Annotated in this window: 26 protein-coding genes and 3 tRNA genes; 19 read left to right on the plus strand and 10 right to left on the minus strand. The window is 58.8% G+C overall.

Features of this window, described 5'->3' with window-relative positions:
- The first annotated feature begins 4 nt into the window (after nt 1–4).
- Both NR164_RS24425 and NR164_RS24430 read left to right on the plus strand, forming a co-directional pair.
- Nucleotides 5–81, plus strand: a tRNA-Asp gene (locus NR164_RS24425).
- Nucleotides 82–186: 105 nt separating this feature from the next.
- Nucleotides 187–263: transfer RNA gene (locus NR164_RS24430), tRNA-Asp, on the plus strand.
- Between the two features lie 224 nt (nt 264–487).
- On the opposite strand, the gene NR164_RS24435 is transcribed toward NR164_RS24430, so the two are convergent.
- The gene (locus tag NR164_RS24435; protein ID WP_057005679.1) at nt 488–1,771 is read right to left on the minus strand and encodes an FAD-binding oxidoreductase; all 1,284 of its coding nucleotides are present in this window, start codon (nt 1,769–1,771) and stop codon (nt 488–490) included.
- 184 nt (nt 1,772–1,955) lie between these two features.
- On the opposite strand from NR164_RS24435, the gene NR164_RS24440 reads away from it, so the two are divergent.
- Nucleotides 1,956–2,032: transfer RNA gene (locus NR164_RS24440), tRNA-Val, on the plus strand.
- Nucleotides 2,033–2,574: 542 nt separating this feature from the next.
- Nucleotides 2,575–3,252 carry an HAD family hydrolase gene (locus tag NR164_RS24445; protein ID WP_046382645.1) on the plus strand — a complete coding sequence of 226 codons (678 nt, stop codon included), beginning with the start codon at nt 2,575–2,577 and terminating at the stop codon, nt 3,250–3,252.
- A gap of 19 nt (nt 3,253–3,271) precedes the next feature.
- Here the strand turns inward: NR164_RS24445 and NR164_RS24450 are convergent, their stop codons facing one another.
- The 3 genes from NR164_RS24450 to csrA form a co-directional block, all read right to left on the minus strand.
- A complete protein-coding gene (locus NR164_RS24450; RefSeq protein WP_017847684.1) occupies nt 3,272–3,568 on the minus strand; it encodes a hypothetical protein in 297 nt (98 codons plus the stop codon).
- Between the two features lie 95 nt (nt 3,569–3,663).
- Nucleotides 3,664–3,927, minus strand: coding sequence for a hypothetical protein (locus NR164_RS24455; protein ID WP_046382646.1), 264 nt, complete (start codon nt 3,925–3,927; stop codon nt 3,664–3,666).
- 211 nt (nt 3,928–4,138) lie between these two features.
- Entirely contained in the window at nt 4,139–4,333 is a 195-nt protein-coding gene (gene csrA / locus NR164_RS24460) for a carbon storage regulator CsrA (RefSeq protein ID WP_003192511.1), read from the minus strand.
- A 247-nt stretch (nt 4,334–4,580) separates the two neighbouring features.
- Here csrA and NR164_RS24465 point away from each other — a divergent pair, with 247 nt between their 5' ends.
- Nucleotides 4,581–4,961, plus strand: coding sequence for an SPOR domain-containing protein (locus NR164_RS24465; RefSeq protein WP_256823361.1), 381 nt, complete (start codon nt 4,581–4,583; stop codon nt 4,959–4,961).
- 43 nt (nt 4,962–5,004) lie between these two features.
- Here the strand turns inward: NR164_RS24465 and NR164_RS24470 are convergent, their stop codons facing one another.
- The 3 genes from NR164_RS24470 to NR164_RS24480 form a co-directional block, all read right to left on the minus strand.
- Nucleotides 5,005–5,697 carry an endonuclease gene (locus NR164_RS24470; RefSeq protein WP_169864902.1) on the minus strand — a complete coding sequence of 231 codons (693 nt, stop codon included), beginning with the start codon at nt 5,695–5,697 and terminating at the stop codon, nt 5,005–5,007.
- Nucleotides 5,698–5,701: 4 nt separating this feature from the next.
- Nucleotides 5,702–5,953, minus strand: coding sequence for a DUF1654 domain-containing protein (locus NR164_RS24475; RefSeq protein WP_017847680.1), 252 nt, complete (start codon nt 5,951–5,953; stop codon nt 5,702–5,704).
- A 190-nt stretch (nt 5,954–6,143) separates the two neighbouring features.
- Nucleotides 6,144–7,232 carry an asparaginase gene (locus tag NR164_RS24480; RefSeq protein WP_017847679.1) on the minus strand — a complete coding sequence of 363 codons (1,089 nt, stop codon included), beginning with the start codon at nt 7,230–7,232 and terminating at the stop codon, nt 6,144–6,146.
- A 563-nt stretch (nt 7,233–7,795) separates the two neighbouring features.
- Here NR164_RS24480 and NR164_RS24485 point away from each other — a divergent pair.
- From NR164_RS24485 to NR164_RS24515, 7 genes are read left to right on the plus strand one after another with little or no spacing between them, the layout of a single operon-like run.
- The gene (locus NR164_RS24485) at nt 7,796–8,755 is read left to right on the plus strand and encodes a sugar ABC transporter substrate-binding protein (protein ID WP_026140120.1); all 960 of its coding nucleotides are present in this window, start codon (nt 7,796–7,798) and stop codon (nt 8,753–8,755) included.
- A 57-nt stretch (nt 8,756–8,812) separates the two neighbouring features.
- On the plus strand, nt 8,813–10,366 hold the full coding sequence (locus NR164_RS24490) for a sugar ABC transporter ATP-binding protein (RefSeq protein WP_057005676.1): 1,554 nt from the start codon (nt 8,813–8,815) through the stop codon (nt 10,364–10,366).
- Nucleotides 10,363–11,340 (plus strand): ABC transporter permease, encoded by a 978-nt coding sequence (locus tag NR164_RS24495; protein WP_046382649.1) that lies wholly within the window; start codon nt 10,363–10,365, stop codon nt 11,338–11,340. The genes NR164_RS24490 and NR164_RS24495 overlap by 4 nt, the downstream gene beginning before the upstream one ends.
- 3 nt (nt 11,341–11,343) lie before the next feature.
- Nucleotides 11,344–12,366 (plus strand): LacI family DNA-binding transcriptional regulator, encoded by a 1,023-nt coding sequence (locus NR164_RS24500; protein WP_057005675.1) that lies wholly within the window; start codon nt 11,344–11,346, stop codon nt 12,364–12,366.
- Nucleotides 12,367–12,389: 23 nt separating this feature from the next.
- On the plus strand, nt 12,390–13,307 hold the full coding sequence (gene rbsK / locus NR164_RS24505; RefSeq protein WP_256823362.1) for a ribokinase: 918 nt from the start codon (nt 12,390–12,392) through the stop codon (nt 13,305–13,307).
- On the plus strand, nt 13,304–13,708 hold the full coding sequence (gene rbsD / locus NR164_RS24510; RefSeq protein ID WP_046382652.1) for a D-ribose pyranase: 405 nt from the start codon (nt 13,304–13,306) through the stop codon (nt 13,706–13,708). The genes rbsK and rbsD overlap by 4 nt, the downstream gene beginning before the upstream one ends.
- Before the next feature lie 26 nt (nt 13,709–13,734).
- Entirely contained in the window at nt 13,735–14,763 is a 1,029-nt protein-coding gene (locus NR164_RS24515) for a nucleoside hydrolase (RefSeq protein ID WP_046382653.1), read from the plus strand.
- 33 nt (nt 14,764–14,796) lie between these two features.
- Here the strand turns inward: NR164_RS24515 and NR164_RS24520 are convergent, their stop codons facing one another.
- On the minus strand, nt 14,797–15,009 hold the full coding sequence (locus tag NR164_RS24520; protein ID WP_017847671.1) for a hypothetical protein: 213 nt from the start codon (nt 15,007–15,009) through the stop codon (nt 14,797–14,799).
- A 171-nt stretch (nt 15,010–15,180) separates the two neighbouring features.
- Between NR164_RS24520 and NR164_RS24525 the strand changes: the two genes are divergently transcribed.
- Both NR164_RS24525 and NR164_RS24530 read left to right on the plus strand, forming a co-directional pair.
- Nucleotides 15,181–15,489 carry a hypothetical protein gene (locus NR164_RS24525; RefSeq protein ID WP_126587970.1) on the plus strand — a complete coding sequence of 103 codons (309 nt, stop codon included), beginning with the start codon at nt 15,181–15,183 and terminating at the stop codon, nt 15,487–15,489.
- Between the two features lie 144 nt (nt 15,490–15,633).
- Nucleotides 15,634–15,954 carry an I78 family peptidase inhibitor gene (locus NR164_RS24530; protein ID WP_017847669.1) on the plus strand — a complete coding sequence of 107 codons (321 nt, stop codon included), beginning with the start codon at nt 15,634–15,636 and terminating at the stop codon, nt 15,952–15,954.
- Nucleotides 15,955–16,026: 72 nt separating this feature from the next.
- Here NR164_RS24530 and NR164_RS24535 read toward each other — a convergent pair whose 3' ends face one another.
- Together NR164_RS24535 and NR164_RS24540 are read right to left on the minus strand one after the other, a co-directional pair.
- Nucleotides 16,027–16,239, minus strand: coding sequence for a cold-shock protein (locus NR164_RS24535; protein WP_003234260.1), 213 nt, complete (start codon nt 16,237–16,239; stop codon nt 16,027–16,029).
- 289 nt (nt 16,240–16,528) lie between these two features.
- Nucleotides 16,529–16,843, minus strand: a complete 315-nt coding sequence (locus tag NR164_RS24540; protein WP_079444380.1) for a hypothetical protein — start codon at nt 16,841–16,843, stop codon at nt 16,529–16,531.
- A 368-nt stretch (nt 16,844–17,211) separates the two neighbouring features.
- Here NR164_RS24540 and thrS point away from each other — a divergent pair, with 368 nt between their 5' ends.
- The 5 genes from thrS to pheS all read left to right on the plus strand — a co-directional run bounded on the left by thrS (nt 17,212) and on the right by pheS (nt 21,453).
- Entirely contained in the window at nt 17,212–19,134 is a 1,923-nt protein-coding gene (gene thrS, locus NR164_RS24545; RefSeq protein WP_017847667.1) for a threonine--tRNA ligase, read from the plus strand.
- Nucleotides 19,134–19,685 (plus strand): translation initiation factor IF-3, encoded by a 552-nt coding sequence (gene infC / locus NR164_RS24550; RefSeq protein ID WP_169850653.1) that lies wholly within the window; start codon nt 19,134–19,136, stop codon nt 19,683–19,685. The genes thrS and infC overlap by 1 nt, the downstream gene beginning before the upstream one ends.
- A 60-nt stretch (nt 19,686–19,745) precedes the next feature.
- Nucleotides 19,746–19,940, plus strand: coding sequence for a 50S ribosomal protein L35 (gene rpmI, locus NR164_RS24555; protein WP_002553160.1), 195 nt, complete (start codon nt 19,746–19,748; stop codon nt 19,938–19,940).
- A 30-nt stretch (nt 19,941–19,970) separates the two neighbouring features.
- On the plus strand, nt 19,971–20,327 hold the full coding sequence (gene rplT / locus NR164_RS24560) for a 50S ribosomal protein L20 (protein WP_002553161.1): 357 nt from the start codon (nt 19,971–19,973) through the stop codon (nt 20,325–20,327).
- Between the two features lie 109 nt (nt 20,328–20,436).
- On the plus strand, nt 20,437–21,453 hold the full coding sequence (gene pheS / locus NR164_RS24565; protein WP_017847666.1) for a phenylalanine--tRNA ligase subunit alpha: 1,017 nt from the start codon (nt 20,437–20,439) through the stop codon (nt 21,451–21,453).
- The last annotated feature ends 17 nt before the right edge of the window (nt 21,454–21,470 follow it).

Raw genomic sequence — 21,470 nt, forward strand, 5'->3', positions numbered from 1 at the left:
ACGCGCAGCGGTAGTTCAGTCGGTTAGAATACCGGCCTGTCACGCCGGGGGTCGCGGGTTCGAGTCCCGTCCGCTGCGCCATATTTTCCAGGTTCGATTCGTCGGGCTTGAGGTTGAACAGCCAAGGCTGATCAGCCAGATGTTTAAAGACGGTCGAGGGTTTACGCTCGGCCGGTCAAGCGATACGCAGCGGTAGTTCAGTCGGTTAGAATACCGGCCTGTCACGCCGGGGGTCGCGGGTTCGAGTCCCGTCCGCTGCGCCATATCTGCTTCAAGGCCCACTGAACGCCTTGCAGCACAAAGAAAGCCGTTGGCTGCCTTTGATCCGATAGCAAAGACCCTGGTCGAGAGACCGGGGTTTTTTGTGTCTGCGATTCAGCATTGATCAGCGCGTGTCGGCAAGCTACCTCAGCCTCTGTGGACGCAAGCTTGCCGGTGATGGCGTCGGCTGAGTGCGCCGTGCCAGCATCCCAGGCAAGCCTTCCCATCAGAACCCCAGCTTATCCCGTAGCCCGTAATACCAGGCGCCCATCGCGGCAAACGGCGTGCGCAACAGTTGCCCGCCGGGGAACGGGTAGTGCGGCAGGTCGGCAAACGCGTCAAAACGCTCTGCCTGGCCTCGAAGGGCCTCTGCCAGTACCTTGCCCGCCAGGTGCGTGTACGTCACGCCGTGGCCGCTGCAGCCTTGGGAGTAATAGATGTTGTCGCCCAGGCGACCGACTTGCGGCAAGCGCGACAGGGTCAGCAGGAAATTGCCGGTCCAGGCGTAGTCAATCTTCACATCCTTGAGTTGCGGGAAGGCCTTGAGCATCTTCGGGCGGATGATTGCTTCGATATTGGCCGGGTCCCGCGCGCCATAGACCACGCCACCGCCGAAGATCAGGCGTTTGTCACTGGTCAGGCGGTAGTAGTCGAGCAGGTAGTTGCAATCTTCGACGCAGTAGTCCTGTGGCAATAGCGTTTTGGCCAGTTCGTCCCCCAGCGGTGCGGTGGTGATCACCTGCGTGCCGCACGGCATCGATTTGGCCGCCAATTCCGGCACCAGGTTCCCCAGGTAGGCATTGCCGGCGACGATGATGAACTTCGCCCTGACCTTGCCCTCGGCGGTGTGTACTACTGGGGTGGCGCCGCGCTCGATGCGCAATGCGGCTGACTGCTCATAAATCGTGCCGCCGAGGGACTCTACGGCTGCTGCTTCGCCCAGCGCCAGGTTGAGCGGGTGGATATGTCCGCCGCTCATGTCCAGCAGGCCGCCGACGTAATTGTCACAGGCCACCACCTCGCGGATGCGCCGCTCGTCCAGCAACTCCAGCTGCGTATGGCCATAACGCTCCCACAAGCGCTTCTGCGACTCCAGGTGACCCATGTGCTTGCTGTTCAGCGCGGCGAATACTCCACCGTCCTTCAGATCGCACTGAATCTGGTACTTGGCGATCCGCTCACGAATGATCCTGCCGCCCTCGAACGCCATCTGTCCCAGCAACTGCGCCTGCTTCGGCCCGACGCTGCGCTCGATCACATCGATATCGCGGCTGTAGCTGTTGACGATCTGCCCGCCGTTGCGGCCAGACGCGCCAAACCCTACCTTGGCCGCCTCCAGGACTGTCACGCGAAAACCGTTCTCCAGCAGAAACAGCGCGCTGGAGAGCCCGGTGTAGCCAGCACCGATCACGCACACATCGGTTTCGACTTCACCTTGCAGCACTGGGCGAGGCGGAGCCGCATTCGCCGACGCGGCGTAATACGACTGGGGGTAGGGGGTGTTCGCCATCCTGGAACCTCTGTTTTATATTTTTTACGAGTGCCCCGATCCTACCTGAGTTGAAAATCGCCTGCCAGTCGCCCGAAAAATACGGGTGTGCGGGCCGAAAATAAAAAATTCGCATATTCATAGGGTTAGCTGCAAAAAAGATGTTGACAGCCCTCCGGAATTCCGTAGAATGCCGCCTCACAGCAGGCACGTAGCTCAGTTGGTTAGAGCACCACCTTGACATGGTGGGGGTCGTTGGTTCGAGTCCAATCGCGCCTACCAAACAAAATCCGCTCTGCTGGGCGGTCTGGAAGGGCTCACCGAAAGGTGGGCCCTTTTTTGTTGCCTGAAATTTGCGCGCAGTTTCGCCACGCCCCGTTCGCGGCGGACGGTGAAGCGGGCGATCAGAAGAAAAGCTGAGCCACCGCTAGCAGACAGATGATCTGGACGAGCATCTGGCCGAGAATTTCGCCATTGAACGTTTCCATATGCGTTTGTCCGGCGTACATAGTGGCTAGCCTCTTTGTCGGCAATCTTGCCCTGAACGATGCACAGAACGTGCGGTTGCTTTGTTGAGTGTAGTGGCTGAATGAGAATCTTCACGCCGGGCCGACACAAGGCGATTGCTCACACGGTTTGTCGGTCTGCAGCGACAATTCTCCTGCCTTGGAAAAAACCACTCGAAACACGTCGCCCCGCCCTGGGCTCTGCCGCTGTAGCGCCGGGGATGCGTCGCGTGAGCGCTGTTGGCGTTTACAAGCGTCGAGGTGATCCGTAGATTGCCTCGAGTCTATTTTTGTCGTCGCCTGCGAGGAAGCCACACCGTGCCCATCCCCGGTTCAGCCGTATTTACCCAGCGTTATCGCGCCTTCCTGTTCGATATGGATGGCACCTTGCTCAACTCCATTGCGGCTGCCGAACGGGTGTGGAGTATCTGGGCTGAACGTCATGGCCTGGATGTGGCGGCGTTCCTGACCACCATTCATGGCGCGCGGGCGATCGATACGATCAGGCGTCAGGCGTTGCCTGGGGTCGATCCTGAGGCTGAGGCGCAATGGATCACCGAGGCCGAGCTGAATGATGTCGAGGGTGTCGTGGCGATTCCCGGTGCCGTTGCGTTCTTGAATGATGTGCCCAGCGATCAATGGGCGTTGGTGACGTCCGCTCCCAGGGAGTTGGCGCTGCGGCGCCTGCAGGCGGCGGGCATCAGTCCGCCGGCGGTGTGGGTGACGGCCGAGGATGTCGCCAATGGCAAGCCGGATCCCGCCTGCTATAGGCTGGGTGCGCAACGTCTGGGTGTCGCGGCCCAGGACTGCCTGGTATTCGAAGATGCGACGGTGGGGATCCGAGCGGGGGAGGCGGCGGGCGCGGATGTGATGGTCGTGACCTCGACGCACCTGACACCCATGGTGACTGCGCATGCCTGGATCGACGGGTATGAGCAGTTTCAGGTGCGGCGCGACGCTGAAGGCCTGCTGCGCGTCGAGCGCCGAATGGAGTGAGAGGAGCAGGGCGCGCGTTCTATCGGCCGTGGCCTTCTTCACACGTGCCTGGGGCGCCGGGCGTGTGCAAAGGATAATTTTTCACGCCCTGGCGCGACAGCACCATCTCTCTGAGTATCTCATTGGCAAGTCGGGCAATCGCTTCTTCGCCACGATAGTGTGCGCGCACGATGCCGGTGATTGCGAAGTGGTCGGTGTTCGGGCCGCTGAGAATGGCTGAGAGGGTGCCGTCAGCATGTAATGTGCAGACGACCTTATAGCTGGGCAAGCGCGATGCCAGTGCAGATTCGATTTGGGATTTGCTCAGGGTGTCCATCTGCTTCAACGCCTTTCAGCCGACCGTGCAAGGCCAAGCATAGGTGCTGCTGCAGGGCTGTAAATACCGGCGATCTGATAGCCAGGCATCAGCCGTCAGTGGGTAGTTCTCCGGTGTTCGCCGGGAGCTGCGCGCTGGCACATTTTGCGCTGGACGGTTTTCTGGATCGGCTTGAGGCAGAACACAAACAGGTAGCCGCCGAGCAACAGCGTCAAGTCCAGCCATGACGGTACATCGGTGACGTAGATGTCTTTGATTTCGAACCTCAAGCCGCATTCCAATCCTGCAAAGACGAGCCCGATGAACAGGGCGATCATCCAGGAACGGGCGGCAAAAGGTCGCTTCGTGCTAGGCCTCATCGATGTGCTCCTGAGTGCACTCGTATGGCGGAAGAGGTTCTCACGAGGTTCGGCTGCAAATCATGTAACAAGTTCCGGGCGTAATGACAGTTTCATCTTTTTAGCGACGATGAAAGGACCGGATACGCTGAGCGCGACAAGAACGCGAGCAGGCCAATAGGGTTTTCGCCAGCCGTGACCGTGAACGAAAAGGCTGGCTACTGAAGGTGCTTCAAGGCGTCTGGTTTTTGTCCGGCGCCGTCAGGCCGGCCTGGATGCGCTGGTAGATTTCCTCGCGATGCACGGCAACATCCTTCGGTGCATTGATGCCGATTCGTACTTGCTGGCCGCTGACGCCCAGGATGGTGATCGTAATGTCATCACCGATGTTTATGCTTTCACCAACTTTACGGGTGAGTATCAGCATGGACTTCTCCTTGATTACTTTTAAGGACACATGTTTCAGACAGGGCAGGTGTCGGATGTGTGTAGCTTACTGCTAAGCGCTTCCCTGTGACTGCCTCTTTTAGGACGCATAGAGGCGACATTAATTCCCATGGCGTCATCATACAGGTCTGCGATACATGATTCGCATTGTTTAACCCAACGTTTATGACGGCCAGAATAGACAGTGGATGATAAAGTTGCCTCTTTATCCTTAAAGGAGCAGGGCAGTGCGTAAAGTAGCGATGGCAATGGCGGTGTTGGCATTGGCCGGTTGCGGTGAAGGCAAGCGTGTCGAAGAGCCCAGGGCCAAGCCCGCCGTGACTGAAAGCCAGCCGCAAACCGGTGCGATTGTCGCTCAGGAGTGGGACCTGCGCGTGGGTCCGCCGGATCACAAGCTGCAGGCGATCACCGACCTGACCGCCTGGTTGCTGGAGCATGGTTTCAATTTTTATATCGTGAAGGAAGACGGCAAGGATGTGGTGCTGTTGGGGCCATTCCAAGCCAGAGCCGAGGCTGAAGCCAAGCAGGCCTTGCTGACGGAAAAACTTGCCCGTGCCAAGAAAAACGACACCGAGTCGCAGATCATCGAACACAAGGTCGCGCAGTAACCGGCCGATTGGGCGGGAAAATACCGATTTTTCCCGCTCGGTTTCAGTTGCAGGCTTTCAGATTCACCGAGCCGACGAACTCGTTGCCGCGCCCCATCACGCAGGCTACCGTCTGATTGCGTTGGCGCTCCCAGGTCTGCACCGGATAGGTCTTGTTCCAGGCTTCGTACAGTTGGCGATCCTGTTTCGACAGGCGCAAGCCGTATTGTTTACTCATGTAAAAATACGTCCGTGCGATCATCCCGCGAATGGACGGACGCGGCATCACCTTCTTGGCCTTGAAGTCGACCTGGGTCAGGCATGAACCGTACTGCCCGCTTTGCACCGGCAGCCAGCCAAAACTGAAGTTGTTCCGGTCGCCATTGACCTCGCCGATGCTCGGCACGAGGTTGTGCAGGTCGGCTTCGGCGCGTTTGAACACATCGTCATACCGCGTACAGTTCTTGCGCCCGCCATTCTGCCAGCACTGGCGCTGATGCCCGATCTGCCAGGCCGGCACGATATGTTCCCACTCGATGCGCGCGGCGCGGCTGGCGTTTTTGCGTGGGATGTAGCCGCAGGCTTTCAGGTCTACGCGGTTGCCCGTGTATTTGCAGCCGCAATAGAACTCGGTGGATTGTGGTGCGTAGAGTTTCCAGGCGATTTTCTTGGCTTCGCTGAACGTTCGGGGCGCTTGGGCGTGGGCGGCGATGGCAAAAAACAGGCACAAAAACACAGCAGTAAAACGGACACTCATTGAATCAATCTTCCTTCGGCACAACCCAGAAAATCTGCACGCCACCGTCGTCCCGGTAGGCGAGTGTAACGTTGTCGTTCTCCGCAATTTCCTCCAGCAGACGTTGCCATTCGTCCTCCGGTTCATCTGGCAGGCGGAAGATCAAGGCTGCCTTGGCTTTCTGGGCGTTGGTCGAATTGATGATCTTTTGCACACGAAGGGCCAGGCGTTCGTAAGCATCAGGCGGGGTTGGCGCTGCGGAAGAGGACTTTGCCACGGAGTATTCCTTAGTAAGCTGTACGTGCATACAGTATTTAACTGTAGGCGATTTCGCAACTGCTTAAAATTCAACAAGCTCGTCTGACAGTGATTCAAGCGAATTGATCTAGGGCGGGGAGATATGTAGCGAGGGTTTTGCGGGGAAGCAGGGGCGGGCGAATCCGCCCCTGCACAGGTGTTACCAGGAATCAGTATTCCCAGAACATCCGTTGCAGCTCTTTGCTGTCCTGGGTCTTGGTCAGGCCAACCATCGCCAGAATCCGCGCTTTCTGTGGGTTCAGGTCGTGGGCAGCCACCCAGTCGTACTTGTCGTCAGGCTGTTCGGCGTTGCGCAGCACGAAACCGCCGGCATTCACGTGGGACGAGCGAATGATCTGCACGCCTTGCTTGCGCAGTTCCTGCAGGGCCGGGACGACCTTGGAGGACACCGAACCGTTGCCGGTGCCTGCAAAGATGATGGCTTTGGCGCCGGCCTGGGCCAGGGCTTTGGCGGCAGTGTCGCTTACGTTGCCGTAGCCGTAGGCAATTTCGACGTCGGGCAGGCTCTTGATGGTCTTGATGTCGAACTCGGAGTCCATGGTGTGACGCTTGGCCGGCAGGCGGAACCAGTAGGATTTGCCTTCAACCACCATGCCCAACGGGCCCCATGGGCTCTTGAACGCTTCGGTCTTGATGTTGACCATCTTGCTCACGTCGCGACCCGACTGGATCTCGTCGTTCATGGTCACCAGCACGCCCTTGCCGCGGGCATCCTTGCTGCCGGCGACGGCGACGGCGTTGTACAGGTTGAGCATGCCGTCTGCCGACATGGCGGTACCTGGGCGCATCGAGCCGACAACAATGATGGGTTTGTCGGTTTTTTCCACCAGGTTCAGGAAGTAAGCGGTTTCTTCCAGGGTATCGGTGCCGTGGGTGATCACGATGCCGTCGACGTCCTTGCTGTCAGCCAGTTCGGCGACGCGGCGACCCAGTTGCAGCAGGTTTTCGTTATTGATGCTTTCGGAGGCAATTTGCATGACTTGCTCGCCGCGCACATTGGCGATCTGGCTAAGCTCGGGAACACCGGCGATCAATTGCTCGATGCCGACTTTGGCTGCCTGGTAGGTGGCGCTGTTAGCGGTGCTGGCGCCAGCGCCGGCAATGGTGCCGCCGGTGGCGAGGATCACCACGTTGGAGAGTTTGGCTTTGGTTTCGACTTCTTTTGCCTGAGCGGCAACGGGGAACAGCAGCAGGAGGGCGAGTGCGCCCGGAACAAAGGTCTTCAGTGCAGATTTCATTATTTTTCTCTCTGGTTTTTGATGAGTGCGGTAGCAAGTTCATCTAGAGCGCTCGGGCGGTTCTGAACGCCTCGAGGTGCAGGAAGGGAGCAGGATTTGTACCAGCCTGAACGCCTTCGTGTTTATTATCTAAGATGTTGATTTAAAACAAATTAAAATTATCTTTAAGAAGGTTTGTCCATGCACTTGTCCGGCTTTCCGAACAAAGCGTGGCTGTTGCGTTCGGTTGTCCGAAAATAATGACGGGATAGTCGCCGGAGGCGTATGACATCGGCGGCACTGCCTGTCGTTTTAGAGAACGATCCGGCGACGGTGATGTTTAATAACCCCGCGAGACAGGCTGGAACGCAGGCGCTAGAGGGCTTGGGTGGAGGGCGGTTTTCTTCCGTTGACAAATCCTGGCAAGGTTCTCATAGTTTGTTTAACGCAAACGTTTGCGAGATGTTTCGCGGGTGCGCCCTGAACGTCTTGAAAGCTCGTATCAGTCACCCGGGTGGGTGGGCTGCCGAAGTGTTCTTCGGTGCAAGCGTTGCTCCCAATAATCATAAGATCGGAGTGAACCCATGAAGCTGCCATTCGCTGGACGTCTTCTTGCTGTCGCTGTGCTTGCCGCCGCATCTGCTGCTCTGCCTCTCTCTTCTGCATTCGCCGCCGACACCGCCGCCAAACCCAAGGTCGGCCTGGTGATGAAATCCCTTGCCAATGAGTTCTTCGTCACCATGCAAGAGGGCGCGAAGGACTACCAGAAGTCCCACGCCGCTGATTTCGACATGATCACCAACGGTATCAAGAACGAAACCGATACCAGCGCGCAGATCGATATCGTCAACCAGATGATCCTCGCCAAAGTGAACGCCATCGTCATCGCACCGGCTGACTCCAAGGCACTGGTCACCGTGCTGAAAAAAGCCTCCGATGCCGGCATCAAGGTCGTCAACATCGATAACCGCCTGGACCCGGGCGTGCTGAAAAGCAAAAACCTCGATATTCCCTTCGTCGGCCCGGACAACCGCAAAGGCTCCAAGCTGGTGGGTGATTACCTGGCCAAGCAACTGGCCGCGGGTGACAAGGTCGGCATCATCGAAGGCGTACCGACCACTACCAACGCGCAGCAGCGCACCGCAGGCTACAAGGATGCGATGGACGCGGCCGGCATGAAGATCGTCTCCACCCAATCGGGCAACTGGGAAATCGACCAGGGCCAGAAGGTCGCCTCTGCGATGCTGAGCGAATACCCCGACCTCAAGGCGCTGTTGGCCGGTAACGACAACATGGCCCTGGGCGCCGTCTCGGCCGTGCGTGCGGCAGGCAAAGCCGGCAAGGTTCTGGTCGTAGGCTACGACAACATCGCTGCGATCAAGCCGATGCTGCAGGACGGCCGTGTCCTGGCGACCGCCGACCAGGCCGCCGCACAGCAGGCCGTGTTCGGTATCCAGAACGCGCTCAAGCTGGTCAAGGGTGAGAAGGTCGACGCTCAAGACGGCGTGATCGAAACCCCGGTCGAACTCGTCCTCAAGAAGTAATCCCGGCTGCACCCAACAGCGTCCGCTCACCCTGAGCGGACGCCTGGAGATTTTCCTATGTCATCTTCCGCCCCGAACGCTGTCCTCTCGGTCAGCGGTATCGGTAAGACCTATGCCCAGCCGGTTCTGTCCGACATCACCTTGACGCTCAATCGCGGGGAAGTGCTGGCGCTGACCGGTGAAAACGGCGCAGGCAAAAGTACCTTGTCGAAGATTATCGGCGGGCTGGTCACACCGACCGCCGGGCACATGCAATTCAACGGTCAGGACTACCGCCCCGGCAGTCGCACCCAGGCCGAAGAGCTGGGCGTGCGGATGGTCATGCAGGAACTCAACCTGCTGCCGACGCTGACCGTGGCCGAAAACCTGTTCCTGGACAACTTGCCCAGCCACTGTGGCTGGATCAGCCGCAAGCAGCTGCGTAGCGCGGCGATCGAAGCGATGGCGCAGGTCGGCCTGGATGCGATCGACCCGGACACCCTGGTCGGCAGCCTGGGTATCGGCCATCAGCAAATGGTCGAGATCGCCCGCAACCTGATCGGCGACTGCCATGTGCTGATTCTCGACGAGCCCACGGCTATGTTGACCGCCCGTGAAGTCGAGATGCTGTTTGAGCAAATCACCCGCCTGCAGGCCCGGGGCGTGGCGATCATTTATATTTCACACCGGCTCGAAGAGTTGGCCCGTGTCGCCCAACGCATTGCAGTACTGCGTGACGGCAAACTGGTCTGCGTCGAGCCGATGGCCAATTACAACAGCGAGCAACTGGTGACCTTGATGGTCGGCCGCGAGCTGGGCGAGCACATTGATCTGGGGCCCCGTACCATCGGCGGCCCGGCCTTGACGGTGAAAGGGCTGACCCGTGCGGACAAGGTCCGCGACGTCTCCTTTGAAGTGCGTGCCGGCGAGATCTATGGCATCTCCGGCCTGATCGGCGCCGGCCGCACGGAATTGCTGCGCCTGATCTTCGGTGCCGACCTGGCCGACAGCGGCACCATTGCCCTGGGGTCGCCGGCCCAAGTGGTGAGCATTCGCTCGCCGGTCGACGCAGTGGGCCACGGCATCGCCCTGATCACCGAAGACCGCAAGGGCGAAGGCCTGCTGCTGACGCAATCCATCAGCGCGAATATCGCCTTGGGCAACATGCCGGAAATTTCCGGCGGCGGTGTGGTAAATAGTCGCGACGAAACCGCCCTGGCCAAGCGTCAGATCGATGCCATGCGTATCCGCAGTTCCAGTCCGGCGCAGTTGGTGTCCGAATTGTCCGGCGGTAACCAGCAGAAAGTCGTGATTGGCCGCTGGCTGGAGCGCGACTGCTCGGTGATGCTGTTCGATGAGCCGACCCGTGGCATCGACGTGGGGGCCAAGTTCGACATTTACGCCTTGCTCGGCGAGTTGACCCGCCAGGGCAAAGCGCTGGTGGTGGTGTCCAGCGACCTGCGCGAGCTGATGTTGATCTGTGACCGCATCGGCGTGCTCTCTGCCGGGCGGTTGATCGAGACCTTCGAGCGCGACCGCTGGACCCAGGATGAATTGCTTGCTGCCGCCTTCGCCGGCTATCAGAAACGTGACGCGCTGCTCAACGATACAGTGCTTAGGAATGCCCAATGAAAACAACAACTTCCCCCGGTAAAGCGGGCGGCAACTTTTACGGCCTGGGCACCTACCTGGGGCTGGCGGGTGCGTTGCTGGCGATGATTGCGCTGTTTTCGGTGCTCAGCGATCACTTCTTGTCCTACGACACCTTCAGCACCCTGGCCAACCAGATCCCGGACCTGATGGTGCTGGCGGTGGGCATGACCTTCATCCTGATCATCGGCGGTATCGACCTGTCGGTGGGCTCGGTGCTGGCCCTGGCGGCGTCGGCGGTCAGCGTGGCGATTCTCGGCTGGGGTTGGAGCGTGTTGCCGGCCGCCGTGCTCGGCATGGGCTGCGCCGCGCTGGCCGGCACCATCACCGGCTCGATCACCGTGGCCTGGCGGATTCCGTCGTTTATCGTGTCCCTTGGCGTACTGGAAATGGCACGCGGCGTGGCGTACCAGATGACCGGCTCGCGCACGGCTTATATCGGTGACTCCTTTGCCTGGCTGTCCAATCCGATCGCCTTCGGGATTTCGCCTTCGTTCATCATCGCTTTGCTGGTGATCGTCGTCGCCCAACTGGTGTTGACTCGCACGGTATTCGGCCGTTACTTGATCGGTATCGGTACCAATGAAGAAGCCGTGCGTCTGGCCGGGATCAATCCCAAACCTTACAAGATCCTGGTGTTCAGCCTGATGGGCCTGCTGGCGGGTGTTGCGGCGCTGTTCCAGATATCGCGCCTGGAGGCGGCAGACCCGAACGCCGGGTCCGGCCTGGAACTGCAAGTGATCGCGGCCGTGGTGATCGGCGGCACCAGCCTGATGGGCGGGCGCGGCTCGGTGATCAGTACGTTCTTCGGTGTGTTGATTATTTCGGTATTGGCGGCTGGCCTGGCGCAGATCGGTGCCACCGAACCCACCAAGCGCATCATCACCGGTGCCGTGATTGTGATTGCCGTGGTCCTCGATACCTACCGCAGCCAACGCGCCAGTCGGCGGGGCTGAACCATGGCGACGATTAAGGATGTGGCAGCACTTGCAGGTATTTCCTACACCACCGTGTCGCATGTGGTGAACAAGACGCGCCCGGTCAGCGAGCCGGTGCGCCTCAAGGTGGAAGCGGCGATCAAGCAACTGGACTATGTGCCCAGCGCCGTGGCGCGTTCGCTCAAGGCCAAGACCACCGCCACCATCGGCCTGCTTGTGCCCAACAGCCTCAACCCGTATTTCGCCGAGCTGGCCCGGGGGATCGAGGATTACTGCGAGCGTAATGGCTATTGCGTGATCCTCTGCAACTCCGACGACAACGCCGAAAAGCAACGCAGCTATTTGCGAGTGTTGCTGGAGAAGCGCGTCGATGGCTTGATCGTGACCTCGGTGGGCGGCGACGACAGCGGCCTGGCCGCGGGCTTGAGCGCGGTCCGCACGCCCATGGTGATTGTCGACCGGGCGTTGGACGGTATTGATGTCGACCTGGTGCGTATAGATCACGAGCAGGGCGCCTACCTGGCGACCCGGCATTTACTTGAACTGGGCCATCGGGACATCGCCTGCATCGGCGGCCCCGGCCATACCCGCGTGGCACAAATGCGTCTGGCGGGGTATCACCGCGCTTTGCGCGAGGCGGGTATCGACGTTGCCGCCAATCGCACCCTGGAAAGCGACTTCACCAGCACCGGCGGTTATGCCGCGGCAGTGAAGTTGCTGTCGGAAAACCCGCCGAGCGCGATTTTCGCCAGCAACGACATGATCGGTTTCGGCGTGTTGCGTGCGGCAGCCGAGCGCAACATCCGCGTGCCGAGCGAATTGTCGGTGATCGGCTTCGATGACATCCAAATGAGCCGCTACGTGTACCCGGCGCTGACCACGGTCGGGCAGTCGATCGTGCAATTGGGCGAGACGGCGGCCGAGTTGTTACTGCGACGAATTGCGACCCCCCAACTGCCGATCGATCAACGCATCGTGACGCCGAGTATTGTCTTGCGTGAGTCGACGGCGCCACTTGCCGGTGTATTCGCCCAATACCGCTGAACCGAATTGATGAGTACTGATGTATGCCAGCAAAAGTAGTGGTAGTAGGCAGCTTGAACATGGACCTGGTCACCCGCGCCAGCCGGTTGCCGCGCGCCGGTGAAACCCTGATCGGCCAATCGTTTTCCACCGTCCCCGGTGGCAAGGGCGCGAACCAGGCCGTCGCATCGGCGCGGCTGGGGGCTGAGGTGGCGATGATCGGCTGCATCGGCTCTGACGCCTACGGCATCCAATTGCGCGATGCGTTGCTGGCCGAAGGCATCGATTGCCAGGCTGTGAGCCGTGTCGACGGTTCCAGCGGTGTGGCGTTGATTGTGGTGGACGACAGCAGCCAGAACGCGATCGTGATCGTTGCCGGCAGTAACGGTGAGCTGACGCCCGCTTCGTTGCAGGCGGCTGATGCGGTGTTGCAGGCCGCCGACGTAATCGTCTGTCAGCTTGAAGTGCCGCTGGAGACCGTCGGGTATGCGCTCAAGCGCGGGCGTGAACTGGGCAAGACGGTGATCCTCAATCCGGCCCCGGCCAGCGGTCCTTTGCCGGCGCAGTGGTATGCCTCGATCGATTACCTGATCCCCAACGAGAGCGAAGCCACCGCCCTGAGCGGCGTGGCGGTGGACTCCCTGGACAGCGCCAAGCTCGCCGCGGCGCAGTTGATCAAGGCCGGCGCCGCTAAAGTGATCATCACCCTCGGCGCTCAGGGCGCGCTGTTCAGCGATGGCAACCGTGTTGAGCACCTGGCAGCGCCCAACGTCAAGGCGGTGGACACCACGGCTGCCGGCGACACGTTCGTCGGCGGTTTTGCCGCAGCGCTGGCCCATGGCAAAAGCGAAGCCGAGGCGATTCGTTTTGGTCAGGTGGCGGCCGCGCTGTCAGTCACCCGCGCCGGCGCGCAACCCTCTATTCCTACGCTGCACGACGTTCAAGGTTTTGTGCCCTCATGAAAAAGACACCGCTGCTCAATATCGCCCTGTCACGCCTGATCGCCTCCCTCGGGCATGGCGACATCCTGGTTATCGGTGATGCGGGCCTGCCCGTGCCGCCGGGCGTCGAGTTGATCGACTTGGCCCTGACCCAGGGCATTCCCGACTTCATCAGCACCTTGCGCATTGTGCTCAGCGAAATGCAGGTGGAAAGCCACGTGCTGGCCGAAGAAATCCTGCTCAAGCAACCGCCGGCGCTCAGCGCGCTCAATGCCCTGACCGACCAGGCGGCGCTCGGCGAGCGGCGTCTGCTCAGTCATGACGCATTCAAGCAACTGAGCCGCAGCGCGCGTGCCATTGTCCGCACGGGCGAGTGCCAGCCTTATTGCAATATCGCACTGGTGTCCGGCGTCACGTTCTAGAGTTCCCCAACAACAAGGAGTGTTTCATGCCGCGTAATCTTCCAACCCTGAGAAATCTGTTCCGGAGTGTTTTGCTTTTGTCCGCACTCACCGCAGTGAGCGCCCAAGCGGCGGAAAAAATCGACCTGATCATCGACACCGACCCTGGTGCCGACGATGTAGTGGCCTTGCTGTTTGCCATGGCCTCCCCCGAGGAGTTGAACATTCGGGCGCTGACCACCGTCGCCGGCAATGTGCGCCTGGACAAGACCTCGCGTAACGCGCGCCTGGCTCGTGAGTGGGCAGGGCGAGAGGACATCCCGGTGTACGCGGGCGCGCCGAAACCGCTGCTGCGCACGCCGATCTACGCCGAAAATATCCATGGCAAGGAAGGCATCTCCGGTGTCGCCGTACATGAGCCGAAAAAGGCCCTGGCCGAAGGCAATGCCGTTGATTACCTGATCAAGACCCTGAGCACCGCCAAGCCGCACAGCATCACCATCGCCATGCTTGGCCCGCAGACCAACCTGGCGCTGGCGCTGACCCAGGCGCCTGAGATCACCCAGGGCATCAAGGAAGTGGTGGTGATGGGCGGCGCGCACTTCAACGGCGGCAATATCACGCCGGTGGCCGAGTTCAACCTGTTCGCCGACCCGGTCGCGGCCGAGATTGTGCTCAAGAGCGGCGTCAAGCTGACCTATCTGCCGTTGGACGTGACCCACAAGGTGCTGACCAGTGAAGCGCGCCTGAAGAAGATCGCCGACATCAACAACAACGCGAGCAAAGTCGTCGGCGATATTCTCAATGAATACGTTAAAGGCGATATGGAGCACTACGGCATTCCTGGCGGCCCGGTGCATGACGCCACAGTCATCGCGTATCTGCTCAAGCCTTCGTTGTTCAGCGGGCGTCAGGCCAATATGGTGGTGGACAGCCGCGAAGGGCCGACCTTTGGCCAGACCATCGTCGATTGGTATGACGGCCTGAAGCAGGAAAAGAATGTGTTCTGGGTTGAGAATGGCGACGCCCAGGGCTTTTTCGATCTGTTGACCGAGCGCCTGGCGCGCCTGAAGTAAGGTGATTGCCGGTCGGCGCTCGCCGGCCGGTGCTTAATCGCGCCCGGGGTTGTGTGCGCCCATGTGATCGGCCGGGTATTTCTCGAAAACCTGGCCAATGAACGCTTGCGCGGCCTGGGTGCCCAACTCCTTGACCAGCAGGTCGATACCGATGATCGCCAATTCTTCCGGGCTTCCGGGGCTGTAGGAACTCTGCCCTTGGGGCCACTTGGCTTTGATGTCGGCTTGGAGCGTTACGGTGGTCATGGGTGTCTCACGAGCTGGAAGTACGGGGTGATGCGCTAAAACGCGGTTCTTACGTCGGCAGTTAAGCATTTTGTACGGCGTTTGGCACTGCTACTTATGCATGAGGTATTTCGAAATGAGGCAAGCAGTGTGCGACACTGTCAGCCTGTTTTAATGACCGGGGAACACCGCGTGCAGATCGACTTGAACAACCCCGAGAACCTGACACTGGCCGCCGTGCGCCAACTGCTTGCCAGTGCCAGTGACGATGAACACACTCAATTGCGAGTCACCAGGGCAGGTATTGCCTACATCTCCTGCGGCAAGGCCGTCGGCGGCGTCGATATCGATGGGTTGCTGTTTCGCCTGGAAACATGGGCCAAGGGCTCCGGTTACGTCGGAAACGTGGCCGCCAGCGATGAGGTCTGGGTCACACAGATTTTCAATGCCTTGAAACAGAACTGGCCAAAGCCACCGTTTGACTACATCGACATCTACTGAATTCGTTCATATCTGGTGACGATTGATCGGGCGAATGCCTGCCCTGAGTCAGGCAGACTTGCCAGCAGGCGATTTACGTCTTGAAACCAATCCGCCTGATCGCTGTCGCACGATCTCTGTCCATTTTTTATCATAGGAGGCTTCATGCCTTGGAAGCTCGCATCATTCGGTACTTTGTTGGCGGCACTCGCGTTGGCGGGTTGCAGCACCCCGGGTACCTCTGAGCCAGCCAAAGATGCCGCCGTGACCGATGCCGGTCATAGCCGCTGTGAGGCGAAGGCCGCCGAGTTCACGATCGGCCAGAAAGCCTCGCCCCAGTTGCTGGAGCAAGCGCGTACCCGTGCCGGTGCGCAGAACGCCCGAATTCTCAAGCCTAACGATATGATCACCCTGGAATACCGCTCCGACCGCCTTAACCTCAACACCGACGACAACCTGGTGATCACCCGGGTCAATTGCGGCTGATAGCCACAGGCTTTTGCAGCGCCCATAAAAAACCCCGTCACATGGACGGGGTTTTTTTAGCTCAGCGGAGAATTACTCGCCGCGAACCTGTGCAGCTTGCATACCCTTTTGGCCTTTCTCAGCCACGAAGGAAACGGTTTGGCCTTCTTTCAGGCTTTTGAAACCGTCGCTTTCGATAGCTTTGAAGTGTACGAACAGGTCGTCACCGCCACCTTGAGGAGTGATGAAGCCGAAGCCTTTTTCATCGTTGAACCATTTAACGGTGCCGGTTTGGCGATTAGACATGGTGTATCTCCAAGAAACATATATTTTCAGTAGTGCTGTGCTGCTCAGGCCAACTGGGCACACAGGGCTATCATAGTCGAAATGTTCGGCTTGGGAGCCCCCCCAAGGCACTGTTTGCTAATCAATAGCCCCGGCTTTAGTCCTTCGGTTGGCTGAAAGCCCCGATCTACGGGGCTTTCGCACGAAATATCAGCTGGTAAAAAAAGCCGTAAAAGCTGCGTATTTTGTGCGAAATGGCAGTTTTAAGAGGGCTTTTACCGAAAAACTGCCATCCGAATTGCAGCGATTCTTACTTTTTCTTCACGACTTTGCAGGACGAAATAGCCGCGACTGCTTTGTTTTTAAGCGCCTGGCTCGCGTTCTGGTTGGTCATGAGTTCCTTGATTTCCGCGGTGCTCAATTCAGCATTGATCTTGTCGGCGCCGCATTCGCAGTGTGCTTTGGCGGTTTTGATGTCCACGTTCTGGCTGGCGGCTGAACTGCAGTCTTTGACGAATGCGTCCCTGGCGCCCGCAGGCCAGTTCGAAGGAGCGGCGGCCTGTGCGCCGAGGGAGAGAAGGGTAAGGGATGCTGCAAGCGCGAAGGTCGAGGAAAAACGCATCATTAAATGCTCCTAAAGTCGTGAGGACGAATGGCGATTCTCGGCGGATTTGACGGGGGACGTACAGCTCAAGTTCACTTTTGCCGCTATAAAAGCGGGAATTTGTTATTGGCTGTGGCGCCGTGGGCGCGATGACCGTTCATCTGTGCTAGCATCGTGTGCTTGGCTATTTCCGGGCGCGCCAAATGCCGCCTTGCCATGTTTCTTTTTCGTCCACTCCAGTCACTCTGGTTCGATCACCGGTTGGCCGAAAGGCTCCTGCCGCTGTAAGGCAGGCGTTCATCACTGAACGGCCTGGTATTGGATCTTGTACTGGCTCATCCCAACCCACGTGACCTTTGGTAGGGGTCACCACTAGGAGAGGAGGCGCCATGCCAACTATTACTCTTCCCGATGGCAGTCAACGTTCATTCGATCATTCGGTTTCCGTAGCCGAGGTCGCCGCATCCATTGGTGCCGGCCTGGCCAAGGCCACCGTGGCCGGCAAGGTCGACGGCAAGCTGGTTGACGCCAGCGACCTGATCACCGCCGATGCCAGCCTGCAAATCATCACGCCCAAGGATCAAGAGGGGCTGGAGATCATTCGCCACTCTTGCGCACACCTGATTGGCCACGCGGTCAAGCAGCTGTACCCGACGGCGAAAATGGTGATCGGCCCGGTCATCGACGATGGCTTCTATTACGACATCGCCTACGAGCGTCCTTTTACTCCGGACGATCTGGCCGCGATCGAACAGCGCATGCACGCGCTGATCGAAAAAGATTACGACGTGATCAAGAAAGTCACGCCGCGCGCCGAAGTGATCGACGTGTTCACTGCCCGTGGCGAAGACTACAAGCTGCGCCTGGTGGAAGACATGCCGGACGAACAGGCCATGGGCCTGTACTACCACGAAGAATACGTCGACATGTGCCGTGGCCCGCACGTGCCGAACACGCGTTTCCTCAAATCGTTCAAGTTGACCAAGCTGTCCGGCGCCTACTGGCGCGGCGACGCGAAGAACGAGCAACTGCAGCGGATCTACGGCACGGCCTGGGCTGACAAGAAGCAGCTGGCCGCCTACGTCCAGCGCATCGAAGAAGCCGAGAAACGCGACCACCGCAAGATCGGCAAGCGCCTGAACCTGTTCCACCTCCAGGAAGAAGCGCCGGGCATGGTGTTCTGGCACCCGAACGGCTGGACCCTGTATCAGGTGCTCGAGCAGTACATGCGCAAGGTTCAGCGCGAAAACGGCTACCTGGAGATCAAGACTCCCCAGGTCGTTGACCGCAGCCTGTGGGAGAAATCCGGGCACTGGGCCAACTACGCCGACAACATGTTCACTACCCAGTCGGAAAACCGCGACTACGCCATCAAGCCGATGAACTGCCCTTGCCACGTGCAGGTGTTCAACCAAGGCCTGAAGAGCTACCGCGAGTTGCCGATGCGCCTGGCCGAGTTCGGTGCCTGCCACCGCAACGAGCCGTCGGGTGCGCTGCACGGCATCATGCGCGTGCGCGGCTTCACTCAGGACGACGCCCACATCTTCTGCACCGAAGAGCAGATGCAGGCCGAATCCGCTGCGTTCATCAAGCTGACCATGGACGTTTATCGCGATTTCGGCTTTACCGAAGTCGAAATGAAGCTGTCCACTCGTCCGGAAAAACGCGTCGGTTCCGATGAATTGTGGGATCGCGCCGAAGCCGCACTGGCCGCTGCGCTAGACAGCGCGGGCCTTGCGTATGATCTGCAGCCGGGTGAGGGCGCCTTCTACGGTCCGAAAATCGAGTTTTCGCTGAAAGATTGTCTTGGTCGTGTCTGGCAATGTGGTACTTTGCAGCTCGATTTTAACCTGCCGATCCGTCTGGGAGCCGAATACGTCTCCGAAGACAACAGCCGTAAACACCCGGTTATGCTGCACCGGGCGATCCTCGGCTCGTTCGAACGGTTCGTCGGTATCCTGATCGAGCACTACGAGGGCGCATTCCCCGCGTGGTTGGCTCCGACCCAGGCAGTGATCATGAATATCACTGATAAACAGGCCGATTTTGCTGCTGAAGTTGAAAAAACTCTCAACGAAAGCGGATTTCGTGCCAAGTCCGACTTGAGAAATGAAAAGATCGGCTTTAAAATCCGCGAGCATACTTTGCTCAAGGTTCCCTATCTTTTGGTTATCGGAGATCGGGAAGTCGAGATGCAGACTGTCGCTGTGCGTACTCGTGAAGGTGCTGACCTGGGCTCGATGCCCGTCGCCCAGTTCGCTGAGTTCCTCGCGCAAGCGGTTTCCCGGCGTGGTCGCCCAGATTCGGAGTAATTATTATTAAGCGTGAAATGAGACAAGATAAACGAGCTGCACCGAAAGCCCCGATCAACGAGAATATCTCGGCACGCGAGGTTCGGTTAATTGGCGCTGACGGCGAGCAGATTGGCATCGTCTCGATTGATGAAGCGCTTCGTATCGCTGAAGAGTCCAAACTGGACCTGGTGGAAATTTCCGCCGACGCAGTCCCACCTGTTTGCCGGGTGATGGACTACGGCAAGTCGATCTTCGAAAAGAAGAAGCAGATTGCTGCGGCGAAGAAGAACCAGAAGCAGATTCAAGTAAAAGAAATCAAGTTTCGTCCAGGGACGGAGGAAGGGGATTACCAGGTAAAACTGCGCAACCTGGTACGTTTCCTGAGTGATGGGGACAGGGCCAAGGTATCCTTGCGATTCCGCGGCCGTGAGATGGCCCACCAGGAGCTGGGGATGGAACTCCTCAAGCGGGTTGAAGCTGACCTGCTCGAGTACGGTTCGGTCGAACAGCATCCTAAGATGGAAGGACGCCAACTGATCATGGTCATCGCCCCGAAAAAGAAGAAGTAATCAATAGGGCACGGCAGGCCTTCTGATTATGTTTATCAACTGAATGCGGAGTATCCGAACATGCCAAAGATGAAGACTAAAAGTGGTGCTGCTAAGCGGTTTCTGAAAACTGCTAACGGTATCAAGCACAAGCACGCTTTCAAGAGCCACATCCTGACCAAAATGTCGACCAAGCGTAAGCGTCAACTGCGCGGTAGCAGCTTGCTGCATCCGTCTGACGTGGCAAAAGTCGAGCGCATGCTGCGCCTTCGTTAATTTTTGGATCAAGAATAGAGGAAGTAACTCATGGCTCGTGTAAAGCGTGGCGTCATTGCCCGTAAACGTCACAAAAAAATTCTGAAACTTGCTAAAGGCTACTACGGCGCGCGTTCACGCGTATTCCGTGTCGCCAAGCAAGCGGTAATCAAGGCAGGCCAATACGCCTACCGTGACCGTCGTCAGAAAAAACGTCAGTTCCGCGCTCTGTGGATCGCTCGTATCAACGCTGGTGCTCGTGTTAACGGTCTGTCCTACAGCCGTTTCATCGCTGGCCTGAAAAAAGCGTCCATCGAGATCGACCGTAAGGTTCTGGCTGATCTGGCAGTGAACGAAAAAGCGGCGTTTGCTGCGATTGTCGAGAAAGCTAAAGCCACCTTGGCTTAAGTACCCCCGACAGTCACCCTGGGCTACTCCTGTGGCCCAAGGTGTTAAACGTCATAAATAGGGGAAGAGCCTTCAAGCTCTTCCCCTATTTTGTATCTGGAGTCTGTACATGGAAAACCTGGACGCGCTCGTCGCTCAAGCTCTTGAGGCTGTGCAAAGCGCTGAAGATATCAATGCCCTGGAGCAAATCCGGGTTCACTACCTTGGCAAAAAGGGTGAATTGACTCAGGTGATGAAGACCCTGGGGAATTTGCCGGCTGAAGAGCGTCCGCAAGTCGGTGCGCTGATCAACGTCGCCAAGGAGCGTGTCACAGAGGTTCTCAATGCGCGCAAGGCGTCGCTCGAGGAGGCCGAACTTTCGGCCAAGCTCGCCGCCGAGTCCATTGACGTAACCTTGCCTGGCCGTGGCCAGGCCTCGGGCGGTCTGCATCCGATCACCCGGACTCTGGAACGTATCGAGCAGTTCTTCACCCATATCGGCTACGGCATCGCCGAAGGCCCTGAGGTCGAAGACGACTATCACAACTTCGAGGCGCTCAACATCCCAGGCCATCACCCGGCCCGGTCGATGCACGACACCTTCTATTTCAACGCGAACATGTTGTTGCGCACCCATACCTCGCCGGTACAGGTCCGCACCATGGAAGCGAACAAGCCGCCGATCCGCATCGTCTGCCCAGGCCGTGTGTACCGCAGCGACTCCGATATTACCCACTCGCCGATGTTCCACCAGGTCGAAGGCCTGCTGGTCGATCGCGATATCAATTTCGCCGACCTCAAAGGCACCATCGAAGAGTTCCTGCGGGTGTTCTTCGAGAAAGAGCTGGCGGTGCGTTTCCGTCCATCGTTCTTCCCGTTCACCGAGCCTTCCGCCGAAGTCGACATGGAATGCGTGATGTGCAGCGGTAAAGGCTGCCGCGTCTGCAAGCAGACCGGCTGGCTGGAAGTGATGGGCTGCGGCATGGTTCACCCCAACGTGCTGCGCATGTCCGGGATCGACCCGGAAGAGTTCTCGGGCTTTGCCTTCGGCATGGGCGTTGAGCGTCTGGCCATGCTGCGTTACGGCGTGAACGACTTGCGTCTGTTCTTCGACAACGACTTGCGGTTCCTCGCGCAATTTCGCTAGTCGTAACGAATCTTTAG

It is taken from the genome of Pseudomonas sp. Pse79 (assembly GCF_024519615.1).
GTDB classification, from domain to species: domain Bacteria; phylum Pseudomonadota; class Gammaproteobacteria; order Pseudomonadales; family Pseudomonadaceae; genus Aquipseudomonas; species Aquipseudomonas veronii.